A 22,539-nucleotide genomic window follows, 5' to 3' on the forward strand; every position below is an offset into this window, starting at 1 on the left:
AGGTTTTTATGCGCCGAGCTTATGCAGAGGCTGCACGTACTGGCGGTACAAATTCTTTGAGAAAATAAGGCGTCAATAAACCTGTTTCTGGGTCTAATAATCGCTGTTTGTAATATTCCATATAAGCTGTGGTGTCATGATCATTTGGATGAAAGCTTGGACGTAGATATTCCAAAATGTGCATGAAGCTACTACCAAATACCCCACGCTCACTACCAAACAATAAAGCAGTGCTTTCCAACATATCTTTCATATAACGTGGGTTAATCAAATTGCTTGGTTTACGAATAAAGGGAATGAGATAACCACCCAACGAAACTCCGCCGAGGATGGTCAAACTTGCTAATAAGAAACCTGTCACTCTGACCCAGTAATTACCTGATAATTCTAAAAATACATCATAGGCAATATCTTTATGCTCTGACTCTTCCAGCATGTGCCACATCCACATCGCTCGCTGTCTTTCATCTTGAGAACCAAGAATATAGTCCTCATGCTGCATCATAAATTCTGCTAAAACAGCGGTATAGTGTTCAATACCTGCCATCAAAGACAGTTGTAATGAATGCGGAAGTTTATAAATGCCGTACTCAAAAACCTTATCCGCAATCGCACGAAGCAATTCAACTGGGTAGTTATTTTCTTTCAGCACTTCATCATTAAACTGATTGTGTACTTTAGAATGGATGGCTTCTTGTCCAATTAAAGAGGTCAGTCTCTGCTTTAAAATAGGGTCTGTTATAAAGTCTCGATGATAACGTGCTGTTTCAATAACGACATCTTCGCCAAACGTTAAAAATATTGATAACGCATGGAAATAAGATGTTGCCAGCTCTTTATTTAAGAAGAACTTTTCATCAAGTTCTGTAGGGTTGAATTTAAAATCAAAATGACGAATCGGAATTGGCGATTTGTTCACGAAGTTCTGAACAATCCCCTGATATTTGGTACTTAATTTGTCATTAAAGACATTTCGGATAATTTGAGCAACCATTTTCGATTCCCATAAAATAGTGAAAAAATTAAATAAAACAGCAATGTATCAATTGAAACAGTAAAATTGGTTATAAGATTATTTCTACAATTTTGACTGTCTCAATGCCTCAACAATTGGATTAGATCGTTCAATCAAATCATTAAGCTGCTTGAACTTTAGGCGTGAACTCTTTCACAAAGAAAGGGTGTAATGCCCCGCCTTCTGATAGTAGTTTTTGCTTATAATATTCAAGATACTTCGATGTATCATGATCATTCGGATGGAAGTCTTTACGTAAATAATCAAAGATTTGTCCTTGCGTACTGCCAAACACGCCATCTTTAGGACTAAAGATCAGCTTTACGCCTCGTTTTGCATCTTTCCAAAATTTAGCCGTCAACATCTCTTGTGGTTTACGGAAAACGGGCACCAGTGAGGCTGAAAATGGAATCAGTCCTAAAATCGTAAAGTAAGCAAGCGCAAAGCCACTGATACGCAAGGCGTAATTACCATTCAAAACTTCATAGACATCATAAGCAACATCTTTATGCTCAGACTCTTCCAACATGTGCCACATCCATAGCGCACGAGTTTTAGCGTCCTCTGAGAAATAGAAGTTTTGTTCATGCTTCATCATGTATTCTGCAAGAACCGCTGTAAAATGCTCAATACCTGCCATCAACGACAGTTTTAATGGTTGCGGAAATTGAAGAAAGATATATTTAAAGAAGTTTGAACCCAAAAAACGATACAAAGTCACTGGATAACCGAGTTCTACGATCGCATCGTTAAATTCATTATGTAGTTTAGAATGAATCGCTTCCTGACCAATCAATGAAGTAACACGTTGCTTTAAGATCGGATCTTTAAGTAAATCGCGGTGATGACGTGCAGTTTCGATGACAAGATCTTCGCCATAGGTCAAGAACACAGATAGCGTAGCGAAAAAAATCGTGGCAAATTGATTATTCATATAAAATGAGAGATCAACTTTCTCTCCTTCAAATCCGATTGCCAAATGACGGATTGGAATAGAGTCTTTGCTCGCAAAATCAATTTGCTCAGCGAGGGGGTTCGGCTTGAATAGACTAAAGGTCTTTTTCACTGTGTTCGCAATCATAGCAACACCTTACATTCAGTATTGAGCGGAGTTAGCTCGTGATATGACACTCCATTAAGCTCATTAACCATGGTTCTTGGAGCATCTCTATCTTTTAAACAGTGGATAGCTCATTGAAGAATCATTCGGGAAGATATTTCTGAACTTAATATTTGATAGGTCTACTGTAGACTGATCTTATGTTCGGATTCAATTCGGGTAATTTTCAGTTTTCAACGCTTGTCAACAACCGATAATTTGCTCATTTCCCAATGAAACCAAGAATGTTTTAAATTACTCAAAAATAGGATATTTATCATAAATATCAATCTACTATTTAAAACACAACAAAAAACAACGTTATAAAATCTTGGTGTAAAATGTCTATTCAATAGTTTTATTACAAATTTGAAATGAATATTAAAAATTTAGTAATTTTATTTGTTCGGATTAGAAACCCTAATCTTCTATAATATTCATCAGCATGTTAATCTGACACTATGTTCGGATTTTTGTAAAACCACTATGGCTACACGTAAACCTCGTCAAGCACGCTCAAAAGTGACCGTAGATACTATTATTGAAGCGGGTTTTATCGCTGTGGCAATGCATGGTACCAGTGGAACCACCACAAGACACATTGCAGATATTGCAGGTGTCAGCGTCGGCTCATTGTACGAGTATTTTAAAAACAAAGAAGAAATCTACGATGCGATGGCAAAAACTTTCGTCAAAGAAGTTTTAGATATGGTCAAAGAACTCACACCTATCATCATTGAACAAGAGTTAGAACCTTTATTTGAAATAATTTTTTATACTTTCCGAGATTTGTTAACGCGGGATGATGATCGTTATTTAATTTGCTTAAGATATGCAACTGAACTCAAATATGAAAGATATATCAGTCAGATTGAATATGCATTGATGGATGTATTGATGAAATACATGATCCGTCATCCTCGATATTTAAAAGTAAATAACCTTAGCGTGACGGCTTATATTAGTATTAATAGCAGTATTTTTAACGTGGCACGCCATCTGATTTTACCAAACCCACAAATTAGCTTTGATGAAATGGTCAGAGGATTGAGTACCATGATCATCAGCTATATCGAGGCAGAATTGGCAAAAGCTGAAGGTTGATTTAAGTCGTTCTTAAATACATTCCTTCATTGCCAAACGTGATGCATGCGGTGTTTTCCCATACCAGCGCTTATAGGCATGGATAAAGCTGGTCGCTTCCGCGTAGCCGAGCCATTCAGCAATCTGTTCAATCGAAGTTTGCGGTAAAGATAAATAGTAATCTGCCAAAATTTTGCGAACATCCTCTCTAATCTTAATAAAAGTTGTGCCTTCATTAACCAAGTGACGGCGCAAAGTTCTTGAATTGAGATGCAACCGATCAGCTACGATTTCCATTGACGGTATCTCTCCTTTGGTATGCATCAAGACTTGTTGTACATGGTGCGAATATTTTTTTTGTGATTGTCGCTTCTCTAAAATTTGACGGCATTGTTGTTCTGCATGCTGCAAAGCCAATTCATTTGCCATACGCAGTTTTTGGTTTACTTTTTCAACATCGAGAATAATAAAGTTCTTGGTCTCAGCAAACTCAGGGACGATACCGAATAAATCAATATAGGTTTGTACATCACCCTTAGGCTGAAAAGAAAATGCCAAGGCTAAGCAGAAATTTTCTGGTATCAAATCTCTTTGAACAGTCACTAAAGCGGCGATATCTCGCTCAATAATAAATTGAGAAAGAGATTGGGGAATCCCCTCATCGACTGCAATCTCAATTCGAATACCTCGTTCTTCCTCAGAAACAATAAACTGGGTAAACGCAAAAGTTAATGGGAAATATGCCAAAGCAAAATCAAGCGCTTCACGAATATTGGCAGCACTCATTAGTGCTAAACCCAACGAGCCAAAAGTGGTGAAATGGTAGCGTGTACCAACCTCTAAGCCCAACATAGGCCTATGACAAAGCTGTTCAACCAAATTACCAATCAGTTGTAATTCCTGTTGTGCTGTTACAGCCATATTCGGATCAAGTAAGTGCTGTTGATCTAAGCCCGTTCCTTTTAATATGAGCTGATAATCAACACCCAACTCTGCTGCAAAATCAGCCATCAATCGAACACTATGTATACTTCGATCAAATGCCCATGCGTACGTCAATGTACATTTCCAAATGTCCTCGAATCACAATATTTTGTCCGCATCCATCCTCTAAATCAATAGCTTTAACCACTATTCTATATTCTTTTATCGATTGCCCCTCTTTCCCAATCGTGCGAGCAGACCATGTCAAAACCATCATCCAATTCAAATAAAAATATCCGTATCGCCATTATAGGAACAGGCTTTGGTGGATTAGGGCTTGCTATCCGCCTAAAACAAGCGGGTTTCAATCAGTTTACTTTATTTGAAAAAGCTGGGGATGTTGGTGGCGTTTGGCGTGATAACACGTATCCAGGTGCGGCCTGTGACGTACCCTCGCATTTATATTCGTTTTCCTTTGAACAGGAACTTGGCTGGAAAAACCGTTACGGGACTTCGCAAGAAATCCATCAATATTTACGTCATTGTGCTGATAAATATAAAATTCGCCCTCATGTTCAGTTTAATACTGAGATCGCTAGTGCAGACTTTAATGCAGAGCAAGGGCTATGGCAGATTCAAAGTACAACAGGTGAGAAATTTGAAGCAGAATTTCTGATTGCGGCAGTCGGTCAACTGAATCGACCTGCTTATCCAAAAATTAAAGGCATTGAACATTTCAAAGGCAAAGCATTTCATTCTGCGCGTTGGGAACATGATTATGATTTAAATCATAAACGTGTCGCCGTGATTGGTACAGGTGCTAGTGCCATTCAGTTTGTGCCAGAGATCGCTAAAGAAGTCGCGCATTTAGATGTATACCAACGTTCTGCACCCTATGTTATTCCAAAGCCAGACCGCATTTACTCTCCGCTTACTCGCAAAGCTTTTCAAAAGCTACCGATCTTGCAAAGCCTTGATCGTATGTATCAGTATAGTTATAACGAAAGTGTTCTTAAGGGCTTTACCATTACCCTCAATGAAATCCCGCTCGTGGAATATATGTTTCAACGCCATATTCGCAAGGAAATCAAAGACCCTCATTTCCGCCATCAGTTAATGCCAGATTATCCAATTGGTTGTAAGCGTATTCTGATTTCTAATTATTGGTATGAAAGCTTAATTCGACCCAATGTAGAAGTCATCAACAACGATATTGAAGAAATCACAGAAACAGGGATCGTCGATAAAAATGGTACTTTACGTGAAGTTGATGCCATTATTTATGGGACTGGATTTGCAGCAACTGATTTTATGGCACCCATGCAGATTACGGGTTTAAAAGGCACAACCTTAAAAGAACAATGGCAAGACGGTGCCGAAGCATATTTAGGCTTAACGGTGAGTGGCTTCCCCAATTTCTTTATGTTGTATGGACCCAATACCAACCTTGGACACAATTCAATTGTGTATATGATTGAAAGTCAGGTGAATTATATTATTGATGCAATTCAAACTCATATTCAAAAGAACTTGTTATTTACAGATTTAAAAGCCGATAGACAACAAAACTTTAACCAAGAAATTCAAGAAAGAATGAAAAGCACCATGTGGTCGCAAGGCTGCAACAGTTGGTACCAAACTGCGGCAGGAAAAAACACCAATAATTGGCCCGGTTTCACTTTTGAATATCGTCAACGAACCCGCCGCTTTGATCTTGAACATTATGTTCAAGTCCCAGTGGTTTCCAATTAAGGCACGATCATAAAAACAAAGGATAGATGAAATGAAAACATTTAAAGATAAAGTTGCAGCGATCACGGGTGCAGGATCAGGTATTGGTCAAGCATTGGCAATTGCTTTGGCTAAACAAGGATGTAACCTTGCACTCTCGGATGTTAGTGAAACAGGCTTAGCGAATACAGTGGCACTGCTACAAGCATTTCCAGTCAAAGTCACAACACAAAAAGTAGATGTAGCAACACGTGATGAAATCGCAGCTTGGGCAAAAACTGTGGTAGAACAACATGGCAAAGTGAATTTGATTTTTAACAATGCAGGTGTTGCACTTGGCAGTACCGCCGAAGGTGTAAGTTATGAAGATCTTGAATGGTTGATTGGAATAAATTTTTGGGGTGTGGTTTATGGCACCAAAGAATTTTTACCTTATCTAAAACAAAGTGGTGATGGACATATCGTCAATATTTCCAGTATGTTTGGATTGACTGCGCAACCGACCCAAAGTGCTTACAATGCCAGTAAATTTGCAGTTCGTGGTTTCACTGAGTCCCTGCGTCAAGAACTGGATATCGAAAATTCAGGTGTTAGTGCAACCTGTATCCATCCGGGTGGTATTCGTACCAATATTGCCAAAGCTGCACGTATGAATAACAGTGTCACAAGTCTAGGGATGGATCCTGCCAAGAGTCAGGACGCTTTTGATAAATTACTACGTACACCTGCCGATGAAGCTGCAAATTTAATTTTAAATGCGGTACAAAAAAATCGTCGTCGTTTACTGATCGGTGCAGATGCGAAAGCGGTTGATGCCATTCAGCGTTTATTTCCTCAGGGTTATCAAAAGCTTTTTGCGACTGCAACCGCATTACAAGCGCGTTTTATGAATTAACACGTTAGGGGTAGGTTCATCGTTATGTCATCAACGGTGAACCGCCCCTACTGTTTTATTCAGCCAAATCTTCCAAGAAATCGAAAGTAGGTACAAAGAATAAACTACCTGAAACAGGTGTACTGAAATCAAGTAAACGATCTACGTGACCATTTTCTTTTCCGAGAAACATATTCTCTAACATGGTCTTGGTGATATTGAATGAACGAGAGTATCCGATAAAGAAAGTACCCGACTCTCCTTCAGATGGATTGGAAAATGGCATATTTGCTCTGAGAATTTTTAACTCATTGCCATCAGCATCATGTGCTTTACTCACGACATTATGTGCATTTTGTGGTTTTACATCATCACTTAGTTCAACATCATCATATTTCTTTCGACCAATTACTTTTTCTTGTTCTTCGGTACTTAGTGCTTTCCACATCTCCATGTTATGTAAATATTTTTGGATAAAGACATAGCTGCCACCAAGAAACTCAATATCTTCTTCACCGACATAAGCAATCTCTTTAGCGATTTCATGTTCAGGATTTTCTGTACCATCCACGAATCCTAAAATTGCACGACCATCAAAGTATCTAAAACCTTTGGTTTCACTGATTGGATAGCTGCTCTCTTTGAGTTGATCATGAATAATGGAAGCCAGCTCATAGCAAATCGCCATTTGATTGGCACGAATATGGAAAAATAAATCACCGGAGGTGGCAACTGCCGTGTACTTGGAACCTTTGATCTCTTGAAATGGTTGCAGTTCTTTAGGTTTATTCAAATCTGGAAATAGAAGATCCCACGCATGAGAGCCAATCCCGAGCGAGGCAGTAAATTGACTATTTGGGAAACGATTAGCCATACTTCGGACTAAAGCTGAAAAATTGGCGAGAAAGTCGATAATTCCTGAATGATCAGGATTACTATTGATGCCGAGAACAATAAATAATGCATTTTCGCCAGCAAGATTATTAATAACTGGCTGTGGTCTTAAAGGTATATTCATGACTTTTAGGAATAGTAGAATGCAAACCCCTATCCTACACAAATCAATGCCTTAGATACCAAATTCATCACATTTTCTTACTATTTATATAAAACAAAACTATCGCCACGACAGAAACTTGCCAAAGTTAAATTTAGCTGTTTCGCCATATCAATCGCCATGCTGGTCGGGGCTGAAATCGTCGCCAATAAACCAATATTGTATTGTGCACATTTACGAATTAACTCATAACTAGCACGGCTGGTCATGACCACAAAACCCTCCGCGACATCCATGTTTTGCTCTGCTAAATAACCCAATAATTTGTCTAGAGAGTTATGACGACCAACATCTTCAAATAAAGCCACGATTTGTCCTTTCACCACCCAAGCCGCAGCATGTGCCCCTCCTGTCAATGCACTGATTTTTTGTCTGACTTTGAGTTGAGCTATTGCGGCTGGAATTTGATTGAACCATGCTGGGGAAACTTTTGTGCTGACCACTGGCAAGTTTGAATACAGCTGCTTTAAGCTTTCAATGCCACACAAACCACATCCCGTTCGCCCAACCATCATCCGACGCTGCTCTTTTAAAGTCATAAAGGCTCTAGCAGAAATCTCCATATCAACTTGAATACCCAGTTCATTTTGACTAATTTCTAGCGAATACAATTCCGTTAAACTTTGCAAGATGCCTTCGGACAAACTAAAACCTTTGGCAAACTTCTCAATGTCAGAAGGTGTTGCCATCATCACCGCATGAGAAATTCCGTTGTAGATGAGTGCCACAGGGTATTCTTGAACAATATAATCCAGTTGATCTTCAGAAACATCATGATGAAATCGATGCACTTGCATTGTTTCATAGCCTAATTTTTGTGCTTCCACTCTATTACTCTCTTTCCCATATCACTGGATTAAAATTTCTTTATAAATCTAGAAAGTTATGCACCGCTGACTCTTTCGTTGGCATGTTCTGGATCGACTTCAACTGCCAAATTGAAATGTTCAGGAGCTTGGCCTGCATGCAAAATAACGGGAACACTTTTCGACGCAGGAATTTTGGCATATTTATCATGGCTACCCAAAGCCACCAGTGGATTGGTTTCAGGATAGTACGCAGCTAAACTTCCTTTTGGAATGTTATAAGGCACGATACGGAAACTATGCACAATCCGCTTCACGCCATCGGAGAATACACTTTCAATATCCACCCATTGATCTGCTTCAAAACCAGCCTCATCAATATCAGTTTGATTCATGAACAGGACACGTCGCTGCCCATACACACCACGATAGCGATCATCTAAACCATATAAAGTCGTGTTGTACTGATCATGCGAACGTGTGGTCATCAAGGTATAAACCTGTTGTTCACTATAAGCAGCAGCATATTGGTTTTCTTTGTCTTCATAGACTTCCGTCAACGGCGTAATCAAGAACTGCGCCTTACCACTTGGTGTATTCCAAACATGTTGATTGGCTGGATGTTCTAAATGAAAACCGCTCGGTTGATAGACCCGTTGATTAAAATCATGAAATTCATCAAACACGTCTGCAATCGAATCACGAATGCGATCATAGCTCTCGATATACCATTTCCATTTGACTTTACTATCAAGCAAAGTTGCTTCAGCCATTCGTGCCACAATATCAGGTTCAGATAAGATATTCTCTGAGATTGGCGGGTTTCGTCCTGCCGAAAGATGGACATTGCTCATTGAGTCTTCAACGGAAATTGCCTGAGCGCCATGAAGTTGCATGTCTACTTCGGTACGCCCGAGACAAGGTAAAATTAAAGCATCCTTACCGCAAACCAAATGGCTTCGATTCATTTTAGTAGCAATATGTACTGTTAAATTGCAACGCTTTAACGCTTCTTGCGTATAAGGTGTATCGGGTGTTGCGACGGCAAAATTCCCACCTAAGCCAATGAATACTTTTACCCTATTGTCATACATTGCCTTAATGGTATCGACGACACCAAAACCATGTTTACGTGGTGATTGAATTCCAAATACACGATCAATGCTATCCAGCAATTTATCACTCGGATTTTCATTAATTCCCATGGTACGGTCGCCCTGCACATTACTATGTCCACGTACTGGGCATAAACCTGCTCCGGGACGACCAATATGTCCTCTTGCCAGCATTAAATTGGCTAGCATGTGGATATTGGCGGTACCATGACGATGCTGAGTAATCCCCATACCCCAGCAGAAAATAGCTTTTTTCGCATCAAGAAACATTTGAGCTATGGATTCTAAATGTTCAGGTGAAAGTCCTGTGTGTTTATGAATCTGAGACCATTCAGTGCGATCAATCTCTGCTAGCATTTCCTCAAAACCAATCGTATTCATCTCGATGAAACTACGGTCAAATACACTTGCCTTATCTTTGGCTATGGCTTTTTTGTCCCATTCAGACAAATGTTTAAGTACACCAAATAATAAAGCGTAATCCCCACCGATTTTAGGCTGGAAATAATAACGGCTAATCGGCGTACTACCATTGGTCATCATTTCCAAAGGGGCTTGAGGATCTTGGAAACGCTCTAAACCACGCTCTTTGATTGGATTAATCGCAATAATATTGCCTCCACGTTTGGAGACTTCTCTAAGCGTTGCCAACATGCGGGGGTGATTGGTTCCCGGATTATGTCCAAAACTAAAAATTGCATCGGCTTGATCGAAATCATCCAAAGTGACTGTGCCTTTGCCTAAACCAATCGCATCTTTCAAGCCAACGCTGGTGGTTTCATGGCACATATTGGAACAGTCTGGAAAATTATTGGTTCCAAAACTTCGTACAAACAGTTGATATAAAAAAGCTGCTTCATTACTGGTACGGCCAGAGGTATAAAATGCAGCTTGGTCAGGATGATCTAAAGCATGTAAATGTTTGGCGATCAATTGGAATGCATCATCCCAAGAAATTGGCACGTATTTATCTAATGCGGGATCGTAACGCATTGGATCAGTTAAACGTCCTAAGTCCTCAAGATAAAAATCACTCTGCTCAGTCAACCAGCTGACAGTATGTTGAGCAAAAAATTCAGGTGTTACGGTTTTACTGGTTGCTTCAAAGGCAACTGCTTTTGCACCGTTCTCACAAAAGTTAAAAGCATGTGCATCTTTCTTTTCAGGCCATGCACAACCCGGACAATCAAACCCCGTTGGTTGATTAATGTTGAGTAAAGTGATTGACCCTTTTTTCAAAATATCTTGACGTTTGAGATTGCGAGCAACGCTTAATAATGCTCCCCACCCACCTGCGGGTTGAGTATAAGGCTCAATTCGGGCATATCCTGTATCTTCTTGTTTATGTTTAGCTTGTTCTAACTCATTCATCGAATTGCCCTCATTTGAGCTATTTTAAATTTCAATCTCAGATAGGATTAACATGATTTTTTGTTCTTTTCTATTCTTGATTTGTCTAATTACGCTATATAACAATAAAGCCTAGATGATCTAGGCTTTATTTAACATTGAGTAAAATATGGTTTTTTATTATTCCCCATCTAAAGAACATTCGAAGTTTGCTTTATCAACTGAACAACGTGCTTTCTTTAATACGGACATCATACCAGCATCGTAGATCCCCCGTTGAGTCAACTCAATGCGACCATCACGCATCATTTTTTGATATTTCAATTTATCCTCAGGTGTTAAATCCATTTTATATTTTGCAGGGATTTCAGCTTCTAATCGTTTGATGGTTGCAAATATCCTTGGTAGCTGTTTAACAGACCAATCCCGGGATTTCTGACCAAAACCGACTGGAAATTTTTCAGGTCGTATGACCAAATTTGCTGTCACTTGTAATACAGGAAAATTATACATCACACCATTAGTACCCAAGCCTTTACTTAACTCAAGTGGTTTATAGGCATAGGCTGGCGCACCAATCATATCCACTTGACCATTATTAAACTTCGCTGCAAAGTTTGAAATATCAGAAAGAACTGCTTGAGCCCCCACACGTTGTACAATCAGTTTTTGCGCATCGTCATATCCCAGTACTGCAAATTTCTTACCTGCGGCTTTTTCAATTGAATTAATACTTTTATCTCGAACAAAAATATAAGCCGACCCTAACGGAGAAATCCCAACAACTTCATATTTATTACCACCAAGATTTGTCGTCATTTTAGCAGCGTTACGCGGATCAGAGACAAAAGTTATTGCCCGTCTCGCAATCTCGTCGCTTGGTACTCCACCCAAAGAATCAATAGAACCAACAAACTTATTATAAGGTCGTGCACGCATAGAGGTCATCGCGACCCCTGCACATTTACCTGCTTTAAAATTATTGTTTGCAACTTGTTCGTCAGTGATCGCAATAAGATTAATATCAGCTCCCCAAGCTTTTGCAGCAAGTGACCAATCTTGCATCATTTTGTAAGCTTCACCTGACTTACCTAAAATATCAAAGACACATACATCAACCGCTGCTTGAGTTGAATGCGATATGCTCATGATTGAAGCTGATACAAGTGCAAATGAGAACTTTTTCATAATTTTTCCTGTGACAAACTTAAAGTTTGATTTCCACATCATTGTTAAAATAGTTTTATAAATAATTGATATCTACTTGATGCTTGACTCATTGATATAGATTGATAATAAAACACCATACTTAATCTCATCATTTACTGAGCATTTGCACTGCTGGAGAACGTGCTAAATAATCTAAAGCTTGTTGTGTGTTTCCCTCAGTTTCGGGATGAAATTTGGGTGAAATCCAACGTACTGTTGTTTTAAATAAGAAGCTAAGTGTAGGGCCATTATCCGTTTGTTTTGCTTGTCGATGATATTTCGTTAGTAATCCTACTAGTGTGCGTTTCGCAATCTTCTGAACAGCTTGATCTGGATCTTGCTTGCCTAGTTTACGACCAACATCTGCGAGTACATAAATAAAAATAGGAAATACCAGGGCCATTAAGAACTGACGATATAAATAAAAAAGAACATTATTTGGAATCATTTCTTTAAATAAATCAAATGCTACACAGCGATGCTCAACTTCTTCAGCCAAATGCCAACGGAACATATCCGCAATCACTGGATCTGCTTTATCCCATGACTTATTGTCCAGACACCACTGACCAAGCGCACCTGTAAAATGTTCGATTGCAGCAACGATTCCCACTCTAGTAACCAACCAAAATTGTTCTAGTGGCTTTAACTCTAATGCTTTAATTCCTAAAGGGCTTTCACCAAGTAGAGTGCTAAAAATCCAATTAATTTTTTTCAATGCAGGATCAAGATTATAGCCGTGCTGGATAAGAAATTCTTGCGCACTCTGATGTGCACGCGCATGTGTTGCTTCTTGACGAATGAACCCTTTTACATCATCTATTAAAATTGAGCTTTTAATATAAGGTAAGGTCTTGTTATAGACACGACAAAACCAAAACTCACCTGCAGGCAAAATCAGGTTAATTCCATTAATCAAATGAGAGCAAACAGGATCATTTGGAATCCACTGCACAGGGGAATTTGAAAAATCAAACTTTACTGGCCTTGCAACAAGTTTGTGATGAACAACCGCATTCATATTGACCTCTACTTACAATCTAGGTTTATATCGTCTAAACATTTAGAATCAGAAAAATTAATTCACGATTCTGCACTTAAAGAGCGTTCAAAAATCTGTTCTCTCAGCCGTACAACGCGCACGTTTTAAAACGCCCATCATTAAAGGATCATAAATGTCTAATTTTGTGAGTTCGATTCGTCCATCGCTCAACATTTATTAAGGCTATTTTTAAATAAAAAAAAATGTTGTAATAGTTCTTAGCAAGCCATTTTGGTATCATTTCCCGACGTTAATTTTTATGAAACTGAATAAAGAAATAGAAAAAACAGTTCCAGGTACCTACATTGCTTTAATGGTTGATGTGGTATCACGTTGGGATATTTCAGGAGATGAGCTTTTAAAAGGGTCTGGTCTTAATACAAACCAATTGCTCCAGCCCTTATGGCGGGCAGATGCCAAAATTGTGATGGGAATCCTACGACGAGCACTCGAACTCACCCAAGTACCTGCTTTAGAGTTTGGTTTTTATCTCGGTATTCAAATGACCATTACATGTCATGGCCTTATGGGTATGACTGCAATGTTGGCCCGCGATGTTAGAGAAGCGTTGAATATTGCCCAAGAGTTTATTTCACTTCAATCCAGCATACATACCATCAAACTCGAAGTTTTAGATGATCACGCAATAATTATCTTTCAGCAGACTGAAGCTTATTATCTTGATGAGGTTATTCAAATTGCGTTATTGCTTGGTTTTGCCCAAATGGGAAAAAGCATTTCTGGGCATGAATTAACTGGTTTTGCAGATGTTCAATTTAGTAAACCTACTTATTTTGATAAATTACTACCCTTACTTCCTGGTGAAATAAGATTTAATCGCCCCATAACACGTCTAGAATTTAAAAAAGAAATTTTAGATATTCCTTTGCTACACTCGGACCCAATTGCTGAGCGTCTCGCTCGAGAAGAATGTAAATTACAGTTACGTAAGTTATTAAAACAAAATAGCTTTAATCATATTATCCAAGATTTGATTTATGATGAAAGTATGGGAATTAGTCCATTAACAGAAATACTTAAAAAATTGAAAATCTCAGAACGCACTTTACAACGAAAATTAGAAAGTGAAGGAACTAACTTTAGAGAGCTTGTCGACAAAATACGATGTGAAAAAGCGATCCAGCTCCTTAAAAATCCTAATTTATCTCTTGAAAATATTGCTACCCACCTTGGGTATACAAGTGCCAAAAACTTCTCTCGCGCATTTAAACGCTGGACAGGATCAACACCTCGAAAACATTAATTCACTAAGTTTTAAAAATCTATTTAAAATAATATCATTTCTGACGTTAATCCATTGCAAATGAATTTATCAAACTTACAACTCAAAGGCCAAGACTTCTCACCTAACTGTTATGGTAATTTAAAATTCTGTTAGCACAATCCATTGTGCAATCAGTATTAAAGCAAAGTCGTTGCTAGCGAGCACTCTGTTCACCACTAAAAGTGATAAAACAGCACCATGTTGATACCTACTCGATCTACTTATTATGTTGAATCGAATGCTGCACTTGGGTCGCATTTTGCTTTTGCTGAGAAGGCATATAATCAGGCTGATGACTCACGGCAAGAAAGAAGAAAACTAAAAATAAACAACCGAATAAAATACTCATCCCAACCGTAATATATGGGAACTTTTGTGGCTTCTGAGACATATCATCTGCTCCTAAAATCATAAATTTCAAATTTTGAAAAACTAAATCGTGATCAGTGCTCTATAACCCGCACCATTTTGAATACGGGTTTGCATGTATTCGGCATAGACCGATAATTTTTCAAAGATATGCTCTGCATAGAACATATCTTCAATGAGATGGCTGGCTTGACTCTTGCTGAACTGACCAATTTGCGAGACAAGATTTGCGTTTAAATCTGAAAACAACATACAAAGCGTTTTATGCCATTCATCTTTATTTTTGAACAATAATTTTCTGGTATTAATCAGATCATCATTGACTATGCTTTTTGCTACATCTGCATGAATCACATCAATTTTTATATCGAAATATGCTTGCAGTATGTTGCGTTGTTCATCATCTATAACTAAATGGGTAATCAAGAAAATATGAGAGATATCTGTTCGACATAGTGCTTTGACCAAGCTTCGATAGAGGAAGTCTTCTTCGCTTGTCATGTAATCAACCAGATCAAGATGGAGTTTAAGGCTCTGAATTACATCTTCAACCTTTAGATTGGTACTTCTTTCGGCCTGATAGTATTGATTCAAAATTGATAACACAGATGACGCAACAGGCGTTGTATACATCACAGCTTGATTTAGATTCGCGATAATAAATGGTGCAAATAAATAAGCCAGATTATTATCGTTTTGCCCAATTTTTGCTTGTGCGATATACGCTATTTTCTCTTTAGAGAAATCTCTAAGCACCTTTGCACGTAACAAGGTCGCCTCTAGATTTACATATTCAAGCACGAGCTGTTTTTGCATCGATTGCGAAGGTGTTGTCTCTTTAAAAAACCGAGTCATCGCATTTAATTGCTTCGTCACAAACATCGTCATACGCCCTTAAGTCCAAATCAAATTTTGAGCGACCATGCAATTATTGCCAGTAGATACCAAATAAGTTGCTTCGTTCATGCTGTTATTGTGAAGGAATGAGCAATAGGTGGATAGCGACAGAGTTTGACTAAAAAAATATAACAGATTATTCATATACTCTCATTCTGTTATAAAATTAAATCAATTAATTCTGCATTCTCATAACCAGATTTGGATTCATGACCTTATGTATAAATCAGAACAGTTGGCACATAAGCTTAAACTTCTCATCGAGAATGGTACGTGGCAAGCGCATAGCAAATTACCCTCATTGCGTGAGCAAGTACAAATCTCGGGTTTTAGTTTAATTACAGTGATGAATGCTTACCAAGAACTAGAAGCACAGGGACTGATTTATTCAAAAGAAAAATCGGGTTATTTTATCGCGGAACAAAGCAATCCAAACATTCCCCAAACCTATTCTGTGGTTTCTTTAAATCCTAAAATTGAAATTAACTCGTTGGTTTTTAAATACCTGAAATCTATTCAGTCCAAACAAGTCAGTCCTTTAGGTTCGGCCTTTCCAGAGAGTCAATTGCTCTATCCGCCCAAGCTCATTCAAATTATGGGACAACTGGCACGTAATCGGCATAGTTACGATCAAACCTCAAACCTCCCCCCGGGAAACTTAGCCTTAAGAAAACTGATTGCTCAACGCTATTGTATGCAAGGGATTCCAACTGAGGCCGATGATATCGTCATTACATCAGGTGGTTTAGATGCACTTAACCTTTCTCTGCAAGCGATTACGCAACCGGGAGATTATATTTTATTGCAACAAACCATCTTTTATGGCGCTTGGCAAGCGGCTGAACGTTTGGGTTTAAAAGTCGTTACCATTCCCGAACACCCTCAGCATGGTTTTGATCTTGAAGCATTTGAGCAAGTGATTCGAGATTATCCAATTAAAGTATGTTGGTTCATGCTGAATGCACATAATCCAATTGGATTTACCGTAAGCGAAGAGATTAAATATAAAATCGCAAAGCTTTTACATGAGCATCAAATTCATTTGATTGAAGATGATGTCTATGAAGAACTATTTTATGGTCACCAAAAACCATTGCCGATGAAGTACTTTGATCAGCAAAATTTAGTATTACACTGCTCTTCTTTTTCAAAAACCTTGGGTTCAGGTTTTCGTGTAGGCTGGGTTTATGCAGGCAAATTCTCAGAGCATATCCAACATTTGCAACTGATGAGTACCATTTCAGCGAATGCATTGATTCAAAATGCACTGGTTGAGTTTCTTTCACATCATCATTATGAAAAGCACTTAAGAACACTTCGACGCACTTTAGAAAAAAATAAAAAGCAATTTTTTCATTATCTGAAACAGCATTTACCCCAAGGCAGCAAAGTTTATAACTATCCAAGTGGTTTTTTTCTTTGGATTCAACTGCCTGACAAGGTCAGTAGTATGCAAGTGTATGAACAATTGATTCAGCGTCAAGTCGGTGTTGCCCCTAGTCCATTATTTAATGTTTTGCCCTCTCATCAACAATTCATTCGCATGAATTGTTCTTTTGATTGGACTGAGCAGATTCAACACGCCGTTGAACTATTCATTGATGTTATTCAGGATGGAATGTAATTTACTGCACTATAAAAAACGACCTTAAAGCACTCGCTCTAAGATCGTTTTGATTCACCCAGTTAAAGTTAACCTGGGAAAATTCCGCGTTCCATACGTGCTTTCAGGATGCGTTCACAACCCAAAATAAAGGCCGCAGTTCTGAGGCTACATGCTTTTTCACTTGCGGTATGCCATACATCGTTGATCGCTTGGATCATCAACTTATCTAGTCTTTGATTAATTTCATCTTCTGACCAGAAATAACTCGCCATATCCTGAACCCATTCAAAATAACTTACGGTTACACCGCCCGCGTTACAAATTACGTCTGGGACAATAGTGACACCACGTTTGATCAACATATCATCTGCATCAGGATAGGTTGGACCGTTTGCACCTTCGAGAACCAATTTCGCTGTGATTTTTTCAGCACGTTCAACAGTGATTTGCCCTTCCAATGCTGCTGGAATCAAAATATCCATCTCAACAGACCAGAAATCTTCATCGCTAATTGCTTGTGCGCCAGCAAAGCCACCTACACCTTGGTTTTTCTCAAAATAAACTTTTAGTTCTTCTAAGTTAATTCCTTCAGGATTGTAAATAGTGCCTGTGTGGTCCTGAATCGTCACAATTTTCGATCCCGATTCAACAAACAAGTAAGCCGCTTCGCTACCCACGTTACCAAAACCTTGAACCGCAATTTTTGCGCCTTCTAAAGGAAGTTTGATTTTGTCTGCAACTTGCTGACCTGTGATAAACACTCCACGACCAGTCGCTTTGACACGACCTAATGAACCGCCTAAATGTACAGGTTTACCTGTCACAACACCTGTTACGGTATGACCTTGACCAGATGAATAGGTATCCATAATCCAACCCATTACATTTGCATTGGTACCTACATCAGGTGCTGGAATATCTTTTTGTGGCCCAATGATATGACTGATTTCACTGGTATAACGACGTGTTAAACGCTCTAACTCACGTGGTGAAAGTTTACGTGGATCTACACGCACACCACCTTTTGCTCCACCGAATGGAAGATTTAATACCGCAGTTTTAATGGTCATCCATGCAGACAGTGCCATTACTTCATTCAAATCTACATCTGGATGATAGCGAATACCGCCCTTACCTGGTCCACGCGATAAGTTGTGTTGAACACGATAGCCTTCAAAGTGTTGAATCGTACCGTCATCCATCACAATCGGCACATCTACAATCAAAGCACGTTTAGGACGTTTGAGTGTATCGATATAATCTTCTAAATGCTCTAGATAAGGAGCAACACGATCAATTTGTTCGAGATAGGTTGACCATGGACCGTTATTTTGAGAGATATAAGATAAATTAGACATTGTCTATCCTCATAAAATTAAAAATTGATGGAGCGACTACTTGCGCAGCCGATCCATCAATCGAATATGTAATTAAAAATAATATATGCAGCTAATTTGGATGTTCGATTATCCAAATCAAACCGTGGATTACATTCCGCCACGTCAAAAACACGGATTTTCCCTGTTTCCTTAATGGCATGAAACAGCGGATCAAAGATTGATAAATCAATTCCTTTCACTGCTGGTGCGCTCACACCTGGAGCAATGCTGGCACTAAATACATCCAGATCTACTGTAATGTATAAGTGGTCAACTTTTTCGATAAAACCGTTAATTTTCGCAATCAAATGATCAATTTTTGAGGGTTGTAATTGTTGATCGTATATATATTCGCAATTTAAGCGATCTGCTGTTTCAAACAGCACTTTCGTGTTGGAATGTTTCGCAACGCCGATACATAGATAATGAAATTCTTGATCATGTTGTGATGATAGTTGTGCTGCATTTAAAAATGGCGTACCTGAACTGACACGCTCTGCTTCACGCAAATCAAAATGTGCATCAAAGTTGATAATGCCAATTTTATTATCTGGTTGATGCTTTTGAATATAGTGAAATAGTCCAGAGAAGCTCCCAAAAGCAACCTCATGGCCGCCGCCTAAAACAATCGGCTTCATGCCTTGTTTTAAACTTCTTTCCACCTGTTCAGCCAACTCTGCCTGAGCTTTTTCTAACTGACCTTGATCACAGACTACGGTACCAACATCTGCGATCGTGACAGGCTGATGAACAGGTAAGTTTGCCAATTGAGCACGAATCATATCCGGTGCATCTGCTGCGCCTAAGCGACCTTTATTACGTTTCACCCCCTCATCCGAACTAAAGCCAATTAAGGCAAAAGCGGCATGTTGGCTGGTATTGACCACTTGATGGATGCGTAAATGCCCGTCACCTTCACCATCTTGTCGTCCTTGCCACGTAAATGAATGATTCATAATCAATGTCACTCTTTAAAAATTAATTTTGATACTAAAAAACAATTTCATTGCCATGTTGAACAATCCGTTTCGGTAAATCACCACCGAGCCAGTACACAATTTCAGATGGATGTTCAATATCCCACGCAATAAAGTCGGCAACTTTGCCTTGTTCTAAACTTCCATGCGTATCCTGTAGACCGAGTGCATGGGCTGCATGAATGGTCACACCTGCCAACGCTTGTTCTGGGGTTAAACGAAATAAGGTGCTGCCCATATTGAGCATCAAACGCAAAGACAATGCTGGTGAAGTACCCGGATTTAAATCACTCGACAATGCAATCCGAACACCATGCTTATGTAAACTTTCGAGTGGTGGAAGCTGCGTTTCTCTCAGGAAATAAAATGCGCCGGGTAATAGCACAGCGACAGTTCCCGCTTCTGCCATTGCCTTAACATCATCTTCAGTCATAAATTCCAAATGATCTGCTGATAATGCATGGTAATGTGCCGCTAAGCTTGATCCACCCAGTGATGACAATTGCTCTGCATGTAATTTAATCGGCAAATTCAAAGCTTGTGCCGTTTTAAATACACGTTCGACTTGCTCAGGTGAAAATGCTAGATACTCACAAAAAGCATCCACCGCATCCACGAGACCTTCCTGATGTAATTTTGGCAGCATGTCAGTACAGATATGCTCAATATACGCATCACTTTGATCTTTATATTCAGGAGGTAAAGCATGTGCTGCTAAGCAGGTACTTTTCACGGTCAGGGGTAAAGTTTGCGCGATCTGACGAATCACACGCAGCATTTTCCGTTCATTTTCATAATCCAAGCCATAACCCGACTTGATTTCAATGGTGGTCACACCTTCTTTCTGCATACAACGAATACGTTTGAGTGCCGATGCAAGTAATTGCTCTTCAGTTGCTTCACGTGTTGCACGCACTGTACTTGCAATCCCACCGCCACTTGCAGCGATCTCTGCATAACTCACACCTTGCAAACGTTGTTCAAATTCGACACTACGGTTGCCCCCAAAAACACTATGGGTATGACAATCAATCATACCCGGTGTCACCCACGCGCCTTTGAGATCAATAGACTCCACATAATCATCAGCAGGCGCATCTTTTTCTGCACCAATCCAATGAATGTGCTGCCCAAGCGTCACCATGGCAGCATTTTCGATACTGGAATATTGTCCATCTTGCATGGTGGCAATATGACAGTTTTTCCAAAGCTTTTTCATGCATATATCCTCAAAAAGCCCAAGCATCAGATGCTCAGGCTATTTCGTATTTAGCGTTCCATTCCAATATTCTGCGGCAGACTATGGTCTACGAGTACCGTGTTTTGTTTAGGTTTCACCCATATGCTGTAAGCAATCCAAAGTAGAATCAACCACGAGATACCGACATAGATCGCAGGTCGAGAGTCAGGGAAATACCCCATCATCACCAAAATAAACAGCATAAACCCGATGGCGAATGCAGGCGCATACGGCCAACCAATCACAGGGAAATCAAGTGCTTTAATTTCGGCAGTAGAAAGTTTACGACGCATGGCTATTTGTGACAGTAAGATCATTAACCAGACCCAAACCGTTGCAAATGTGGCAATTGAAGCAATGATCAGGAACACATTTTCTGGAATCAGATAGTTCAGTAACACACCAATCAATAGTACTCCAGCCATTACAACCACTGTCATCCAAGGCACGCCATTACGCGAGAGCTTTTGGAATACTTGTGGCGCCTGCCCTTTGTCCGCCATGCCATAAAGCATACGTCCTGCACCAAACACATCACTATTGATGGCCGAAACAGCTGCGGTAATCACCACGATATTCAAAATCGTTGCAGCAGATCCAATCCCAAGATTTTCAAAAATTTGTACAAAAGGACTGCCTTGGCTACCAATTTGATTCCAAGGGAAAATCGACATTAATACAAAGATCGTGAGCACATAGAACAGTAAGATACGAACTGGCACAGCATTAATCGCTTTAGGAATCGAGGTCTTTGGATCTTTAGATTCACCCGCTGTAATACCAATGATTTCGATACCTCCAAATGCAAACACCACCACCGACAAACAAGCGACTAAACCTGCTATTCCGTTAGGCATAAAGCCTTCATGTATCCATAGGTTCTGGATGCCTGTGGTAAAACCACTGTTATCCGCTTGAAACCCATAAAACATAAGCCCTAAACCGCCTAAAATCATGGCAACAATCGCTGTAACTTTGACGATAGATAACCAAAACTCAAGTTCGCCAAAAACCTTTACGTGGATTAAGTTGATTGCCCCTAAGAACATAATCAAAGACAAAATCCAAATCCACCGCGGCACATCTGGATACCAAAATCCCATGTAAATGCCGAATGCCGTCACGTCAGCAAGAGCCACAATGATCATTTCAAAAACATAGGTCCAACCTGTGGTAAAACCAGCAAATGGACCAATATACTGTGTCGCATAATGGCTAAATGAACCCGATACTGGGTTCTTTACTGCCATTTCACCAAGTGCCCGCATCACGATATAAATTGCAATCCCTGCAACAATATATGCGAGTATGACCGAAGGGCCTGCCATACTAATGGCAGTCGCAGAACCGTAAAAAAGTCCCGTTCCAATCGCTGATCCCAATGCTAAGAAACGGATATGACGGGTGTTCAACCCCCGCTGTAATGTGGAGTGTTGTGACATTATAATCTCCAATCCTTGAGTAAATTTAGTTAGATTCGG

Annotated in this window: 19 protein-coding genes and 1 pseudogene; 5 read left to right on the plus strand and 15 right to left on the minus strand. The window is 39.4% G+C overall.

Features of this window, described 5'->3' with window-relative positions; all coding sequences use genetic code 11:
* Nucleotides 1–19 precede the first annotated feature (19 nt).
* Entirely contained in the window at nt 20–994 is a 975-nt protein-coding gene (locus tag EXE30_RS14100) for a metal-dependent hydrolase (protein WP_130162945.1), read from the minus strand.
* Between the two features lie 142 nt (nt 995–1,136).
* Nucleotides 1,137–2,096, minus strand: a complete 960-nt coding sequence (locus tag EXE30_RS14105) for a metal-dependent hydrolase (RefSeq protein WP_130162946.1) — start codon at nt 2,094–2,096, stop codon at nt 1,137–1,139.
* A gap of 504 nt (nt 2,097–2,600) precedes the next feature.
* Here EXE30_RS14105 and EXE30_RS14110 point away from each other — a divergent pair.
* Nucleotides 2,601–3,218: a TetR/AcrR family transcriptional regulator gene (locus tag EXE30_RS14110; RefSeq protein ID WP_130162947.1), complete on the plus strand. Its 618-nt coding sequence runs from the start codon at nt 2,601–2,603 to the stop codon at nt 3,216–3,218.
* 12 nt (nt 3,219–3,230) lie between these two features.
* Here EXE30_RS14110 and EXE30_RS14115 read toward each other — a convergent pair whose 3' ends face one another.
* Nucleotides 3,231–4,256 (minus strand): AraC family transcriptional regulator, encoded by a 1,026-nt coding sequence (locus tag EXE30_RS14115; protein ID WP_130162948.1) that lies wholly within the window; start codon nt 4,254–4,256, stop codon nt 3,231–3,233.
* Nucleotides 4,257–4,382: 126 nt separating this feature from the next.
* Here EXE30_RS14115 and EXE30_RS14120 point away from each other — a divergent pair, with 126 nt between their 5' ends.
* Both EXE30_RS14120 and EXE30_RS14125 read left to right on the plus strand, forming a co-directional pair.
* The gene (locus EXE30_RS14120) at nt 4,383–5,873 is read left to right on the plus strand and encodes a flavin-containing monooxygenase (RefSeq protein ID WP_130162949.1); all 1,491 of its coding nucleotides are present in this window, start codon (nt 4,383–4,385) and stop codon (nt 5,871–5,873) included.
* A 31-nt stretch (nt 5,874–5,904) separates the two neighbouring features.
* Nucleotides 5,905–6,747, plus strand: coding sequence for an SDR family NAD(P)-dependent oxidoreductase (locus EXE30_RS14125; RefSeq protein ID WP_130162950.1), 843 nt, complete (start codon nt 5,905–5,907; stop codon nt 6,745–6,747).
* 55 nt (nt 6,748–6,802) lie between these two features.
* Here the strand turns inward: EXE30_RS14125 and EXE30_RS14130 are convergent, their stop codons facing one another.
* The 6 genes and pseudogenes from EXE30_RS14130 to EXE30_RS16095 form a co-directional block, all read right to left on the minus strand.
* Nucleotides 6,803–7,744 (minus strand): Dyp-type peroxidase, encoded by a 942-nt coding sequence (locus tag EXE30_RS14130; protein ID WP_130162951.1) that lies wholly within the window; start codon nt 7,742–7,744, stop codon nt 6,803–6,805.
* Nucleotides 7,745–7,824: 80 nt separating this feature from the next.
* Nucleotides 7,825–8,580 carry a formate dehydrogenase accessory sulfurtransferase FdhD gene (gene fdhD / locus EXE30_RS14135; RefSeq protein ID WP_407641645.1) on the minus strand — a complete coding sequence of 252 codons (756 nt, stop codon included), beginning with the start codon at nt 8,578–8,580 and terminating at the stop codon, nt 7,825–7,827.
* Nucleotides 8,581–8,666: 86 nt separating this feature from the next.
* Nucleotides 8,667–11,075 (minus strand): FdhF/YdeP family oxidoreductase, encoded by a 2,409-nt coding sequence (locus EXE30_RS14140; protein ID WP_130162953.1) that lies wholly within the window; start codon nt 11,073–11,075, stop codon nt 8,667–8,669.
* A gap of 159 nt (nt 11,076–11,234) precedes the next feature.
* Nucleotides 11,235–12,242 carry a putative solute-binding protein gene (locus EXE30_RS14145; protein ID WP_130162954.1) on the minus strand — a complete coding sequence of 336 codons (1,008 nt, stop codon included), beginning with the start codon at nt 12,240–12,242 and terminating at the stop codon, nt 11,235–11,237.
* Nucleotides 12,243–12,372: 130 nt separating this feature from the next.
* Nucleotides 12,373–13,284 carry a metal-dependent hydrolase gene (locus EXE30_RS14150; protein ID WP_130162955.1) on the minus strand — a complete coding sequence of 304 codons (912 nt, stop codon included), beginning with the start codon at nt 13,282–13,284 and terminating at the stop codon, nt 12,373–12,375.
* An 87-nt stretch (nt 13,285–13,371) separates the two neighbouring features.
* Nucleotides 13,372–13,479: pseudogene (locus tag EXE30_RS16095) on the minus strand (putative solute-binding protein); the annotation flags it as partial.
* Nucleotides 13,480–13,564: 85 nt separating this feature from the next.
* On the opposite strand from EXE30_RS16095, the gene EXE30_RS14160 reads away from it, so the two are divergent.
* Nucleotides 13,565–14,569: a helix-turn-helix domain-containing protein gene (locus tag EXE30_RS14160; protein ID WP_004671726.1), complete on the plus strand. Its 1,005-nt coding sequence runs from the start codon at nt 13,565–13,567 to the stop codon at nt 14,567–14,569.
* Between the two features lie 238 nt (nt 14,570–14,807).
* On the opposite strand, the gene EXE30_RS15930 is transcribed toward EXE30_RS14160, so the two are convergent.
* Nucleotides 14,808–14,981 carry a cbb3-type cytochrome oxidase assembly protein gene (locus EXE30_RS15930; protein ID WP_165382414.1) on the minus strand — a complete coding sequence of 58 codons (174 nt, stop codon included), beginning with the start codon at nt 14,979–14,981 and terminating at the stop codon, nt 14,808–14,810.
* A 41-nt stretch (nt 14,982–15,022) separates the two neighbouring features.
* Nucleotides 15,023–15,841: a hypothetical protein gene (locus EXE30_RS14165; protein ID WP_213072747.1), complete on the minus strand. Its 819-nt coding sequence runs from the start codon at nt 15,839–15,841 to the stop codon at nt 15,023–15,025.
* A gap of 232 nt (nt 15,842–16,073) precedes the next feature.
* Here EXE30_RS14165 and EXE30_RS14170 point away from each other — a divergent pair, with 232 nt between their 5' ends.
* A complete protein-coding gene (locus EXE30_RS14170; protein ID WP_130162957.1) occupies nt 16,074–17,480 on the plus strand; it encodes an aminotransferase-like domain-containing protein in 1,407 nt (468 codons plus the stop codon).
* A gap of 68 nt (nt 17,481–17,548) precedes the next feature.
* Here EXE30_RS14170 and EXE30_RS14175 read toward each other — a convergent pair whose 3' ends face one another.
* Genes EXE30_RS14175 through EXE30_RS14190 form a run of 4 tightly spaced genes read right to left on the minus strand, consistent with a single transcriptional unit; the run spans nt 17,549 to nt 22,500 of the window.
* Entirely contained in the window at nt 17,549–18,820 is a 1,272-nt protein-coding gene (locus EXE30_RS14175) for a Glu/Leu/Phe/Val family dehydrogenase (RefSeq protein ID WP_130162958.1), read from the minus strand.
* 56 nt (nt 18,821–18,876) lie between these two features.
* Nucleotides 18,877–19,797 carry a formimidoylglutamase gene (gene hutG / locus EXE30_RS14180; protein ID WP_130162959.1) on the minus strand — a complete coding sequence of 307 codons (921 nt, stop codon included), beginning with the start codon at nt 19,795–19,797 and terminating at the stop codon, nt 18,877–18,879.
* 34 nt (nt 19,798–19,831) lie between these two features.
* Nucleotides 19,832–21,037 carry an imidazolonepropionase gene (hutI, locus tag EXE30_RS14185; RefSeq protein ID WP_130162960.1) on the minus strand — a complete coding sequence of 402 codons (1,206 nt, stop codon included), beginning with the start codon at nt 21,035–21,037 and terminating at the stop codon, nt 19,832–19,834.
* A 50-nt stretch (nt 21,038–21,087) separates the two neighbouring features.
* Nucleotides 21,088–22,500, minus strand: a complete 1,413-nt coding sequence (locus tag EXE30_RS14190; RefSeq protein ID WP_130162961.1) for an amino acid permease — start codon at nt 22,498–22,500, stop codon at nt 21,088–21,090.
* Nucleotides 22,501–22,539 lie beyond the last annotated feature (39 nt).

The organism is Acinetobacter halotolerans, from assembly GCF_004208515.1.
Taxonomy (GTDB): Bacteria; Pseudomonadota; Gammaproteobacteria; order Pseudomonadales; family Moraxellaceae; genus Acinetobacter; species Acinetobacter halotolerans.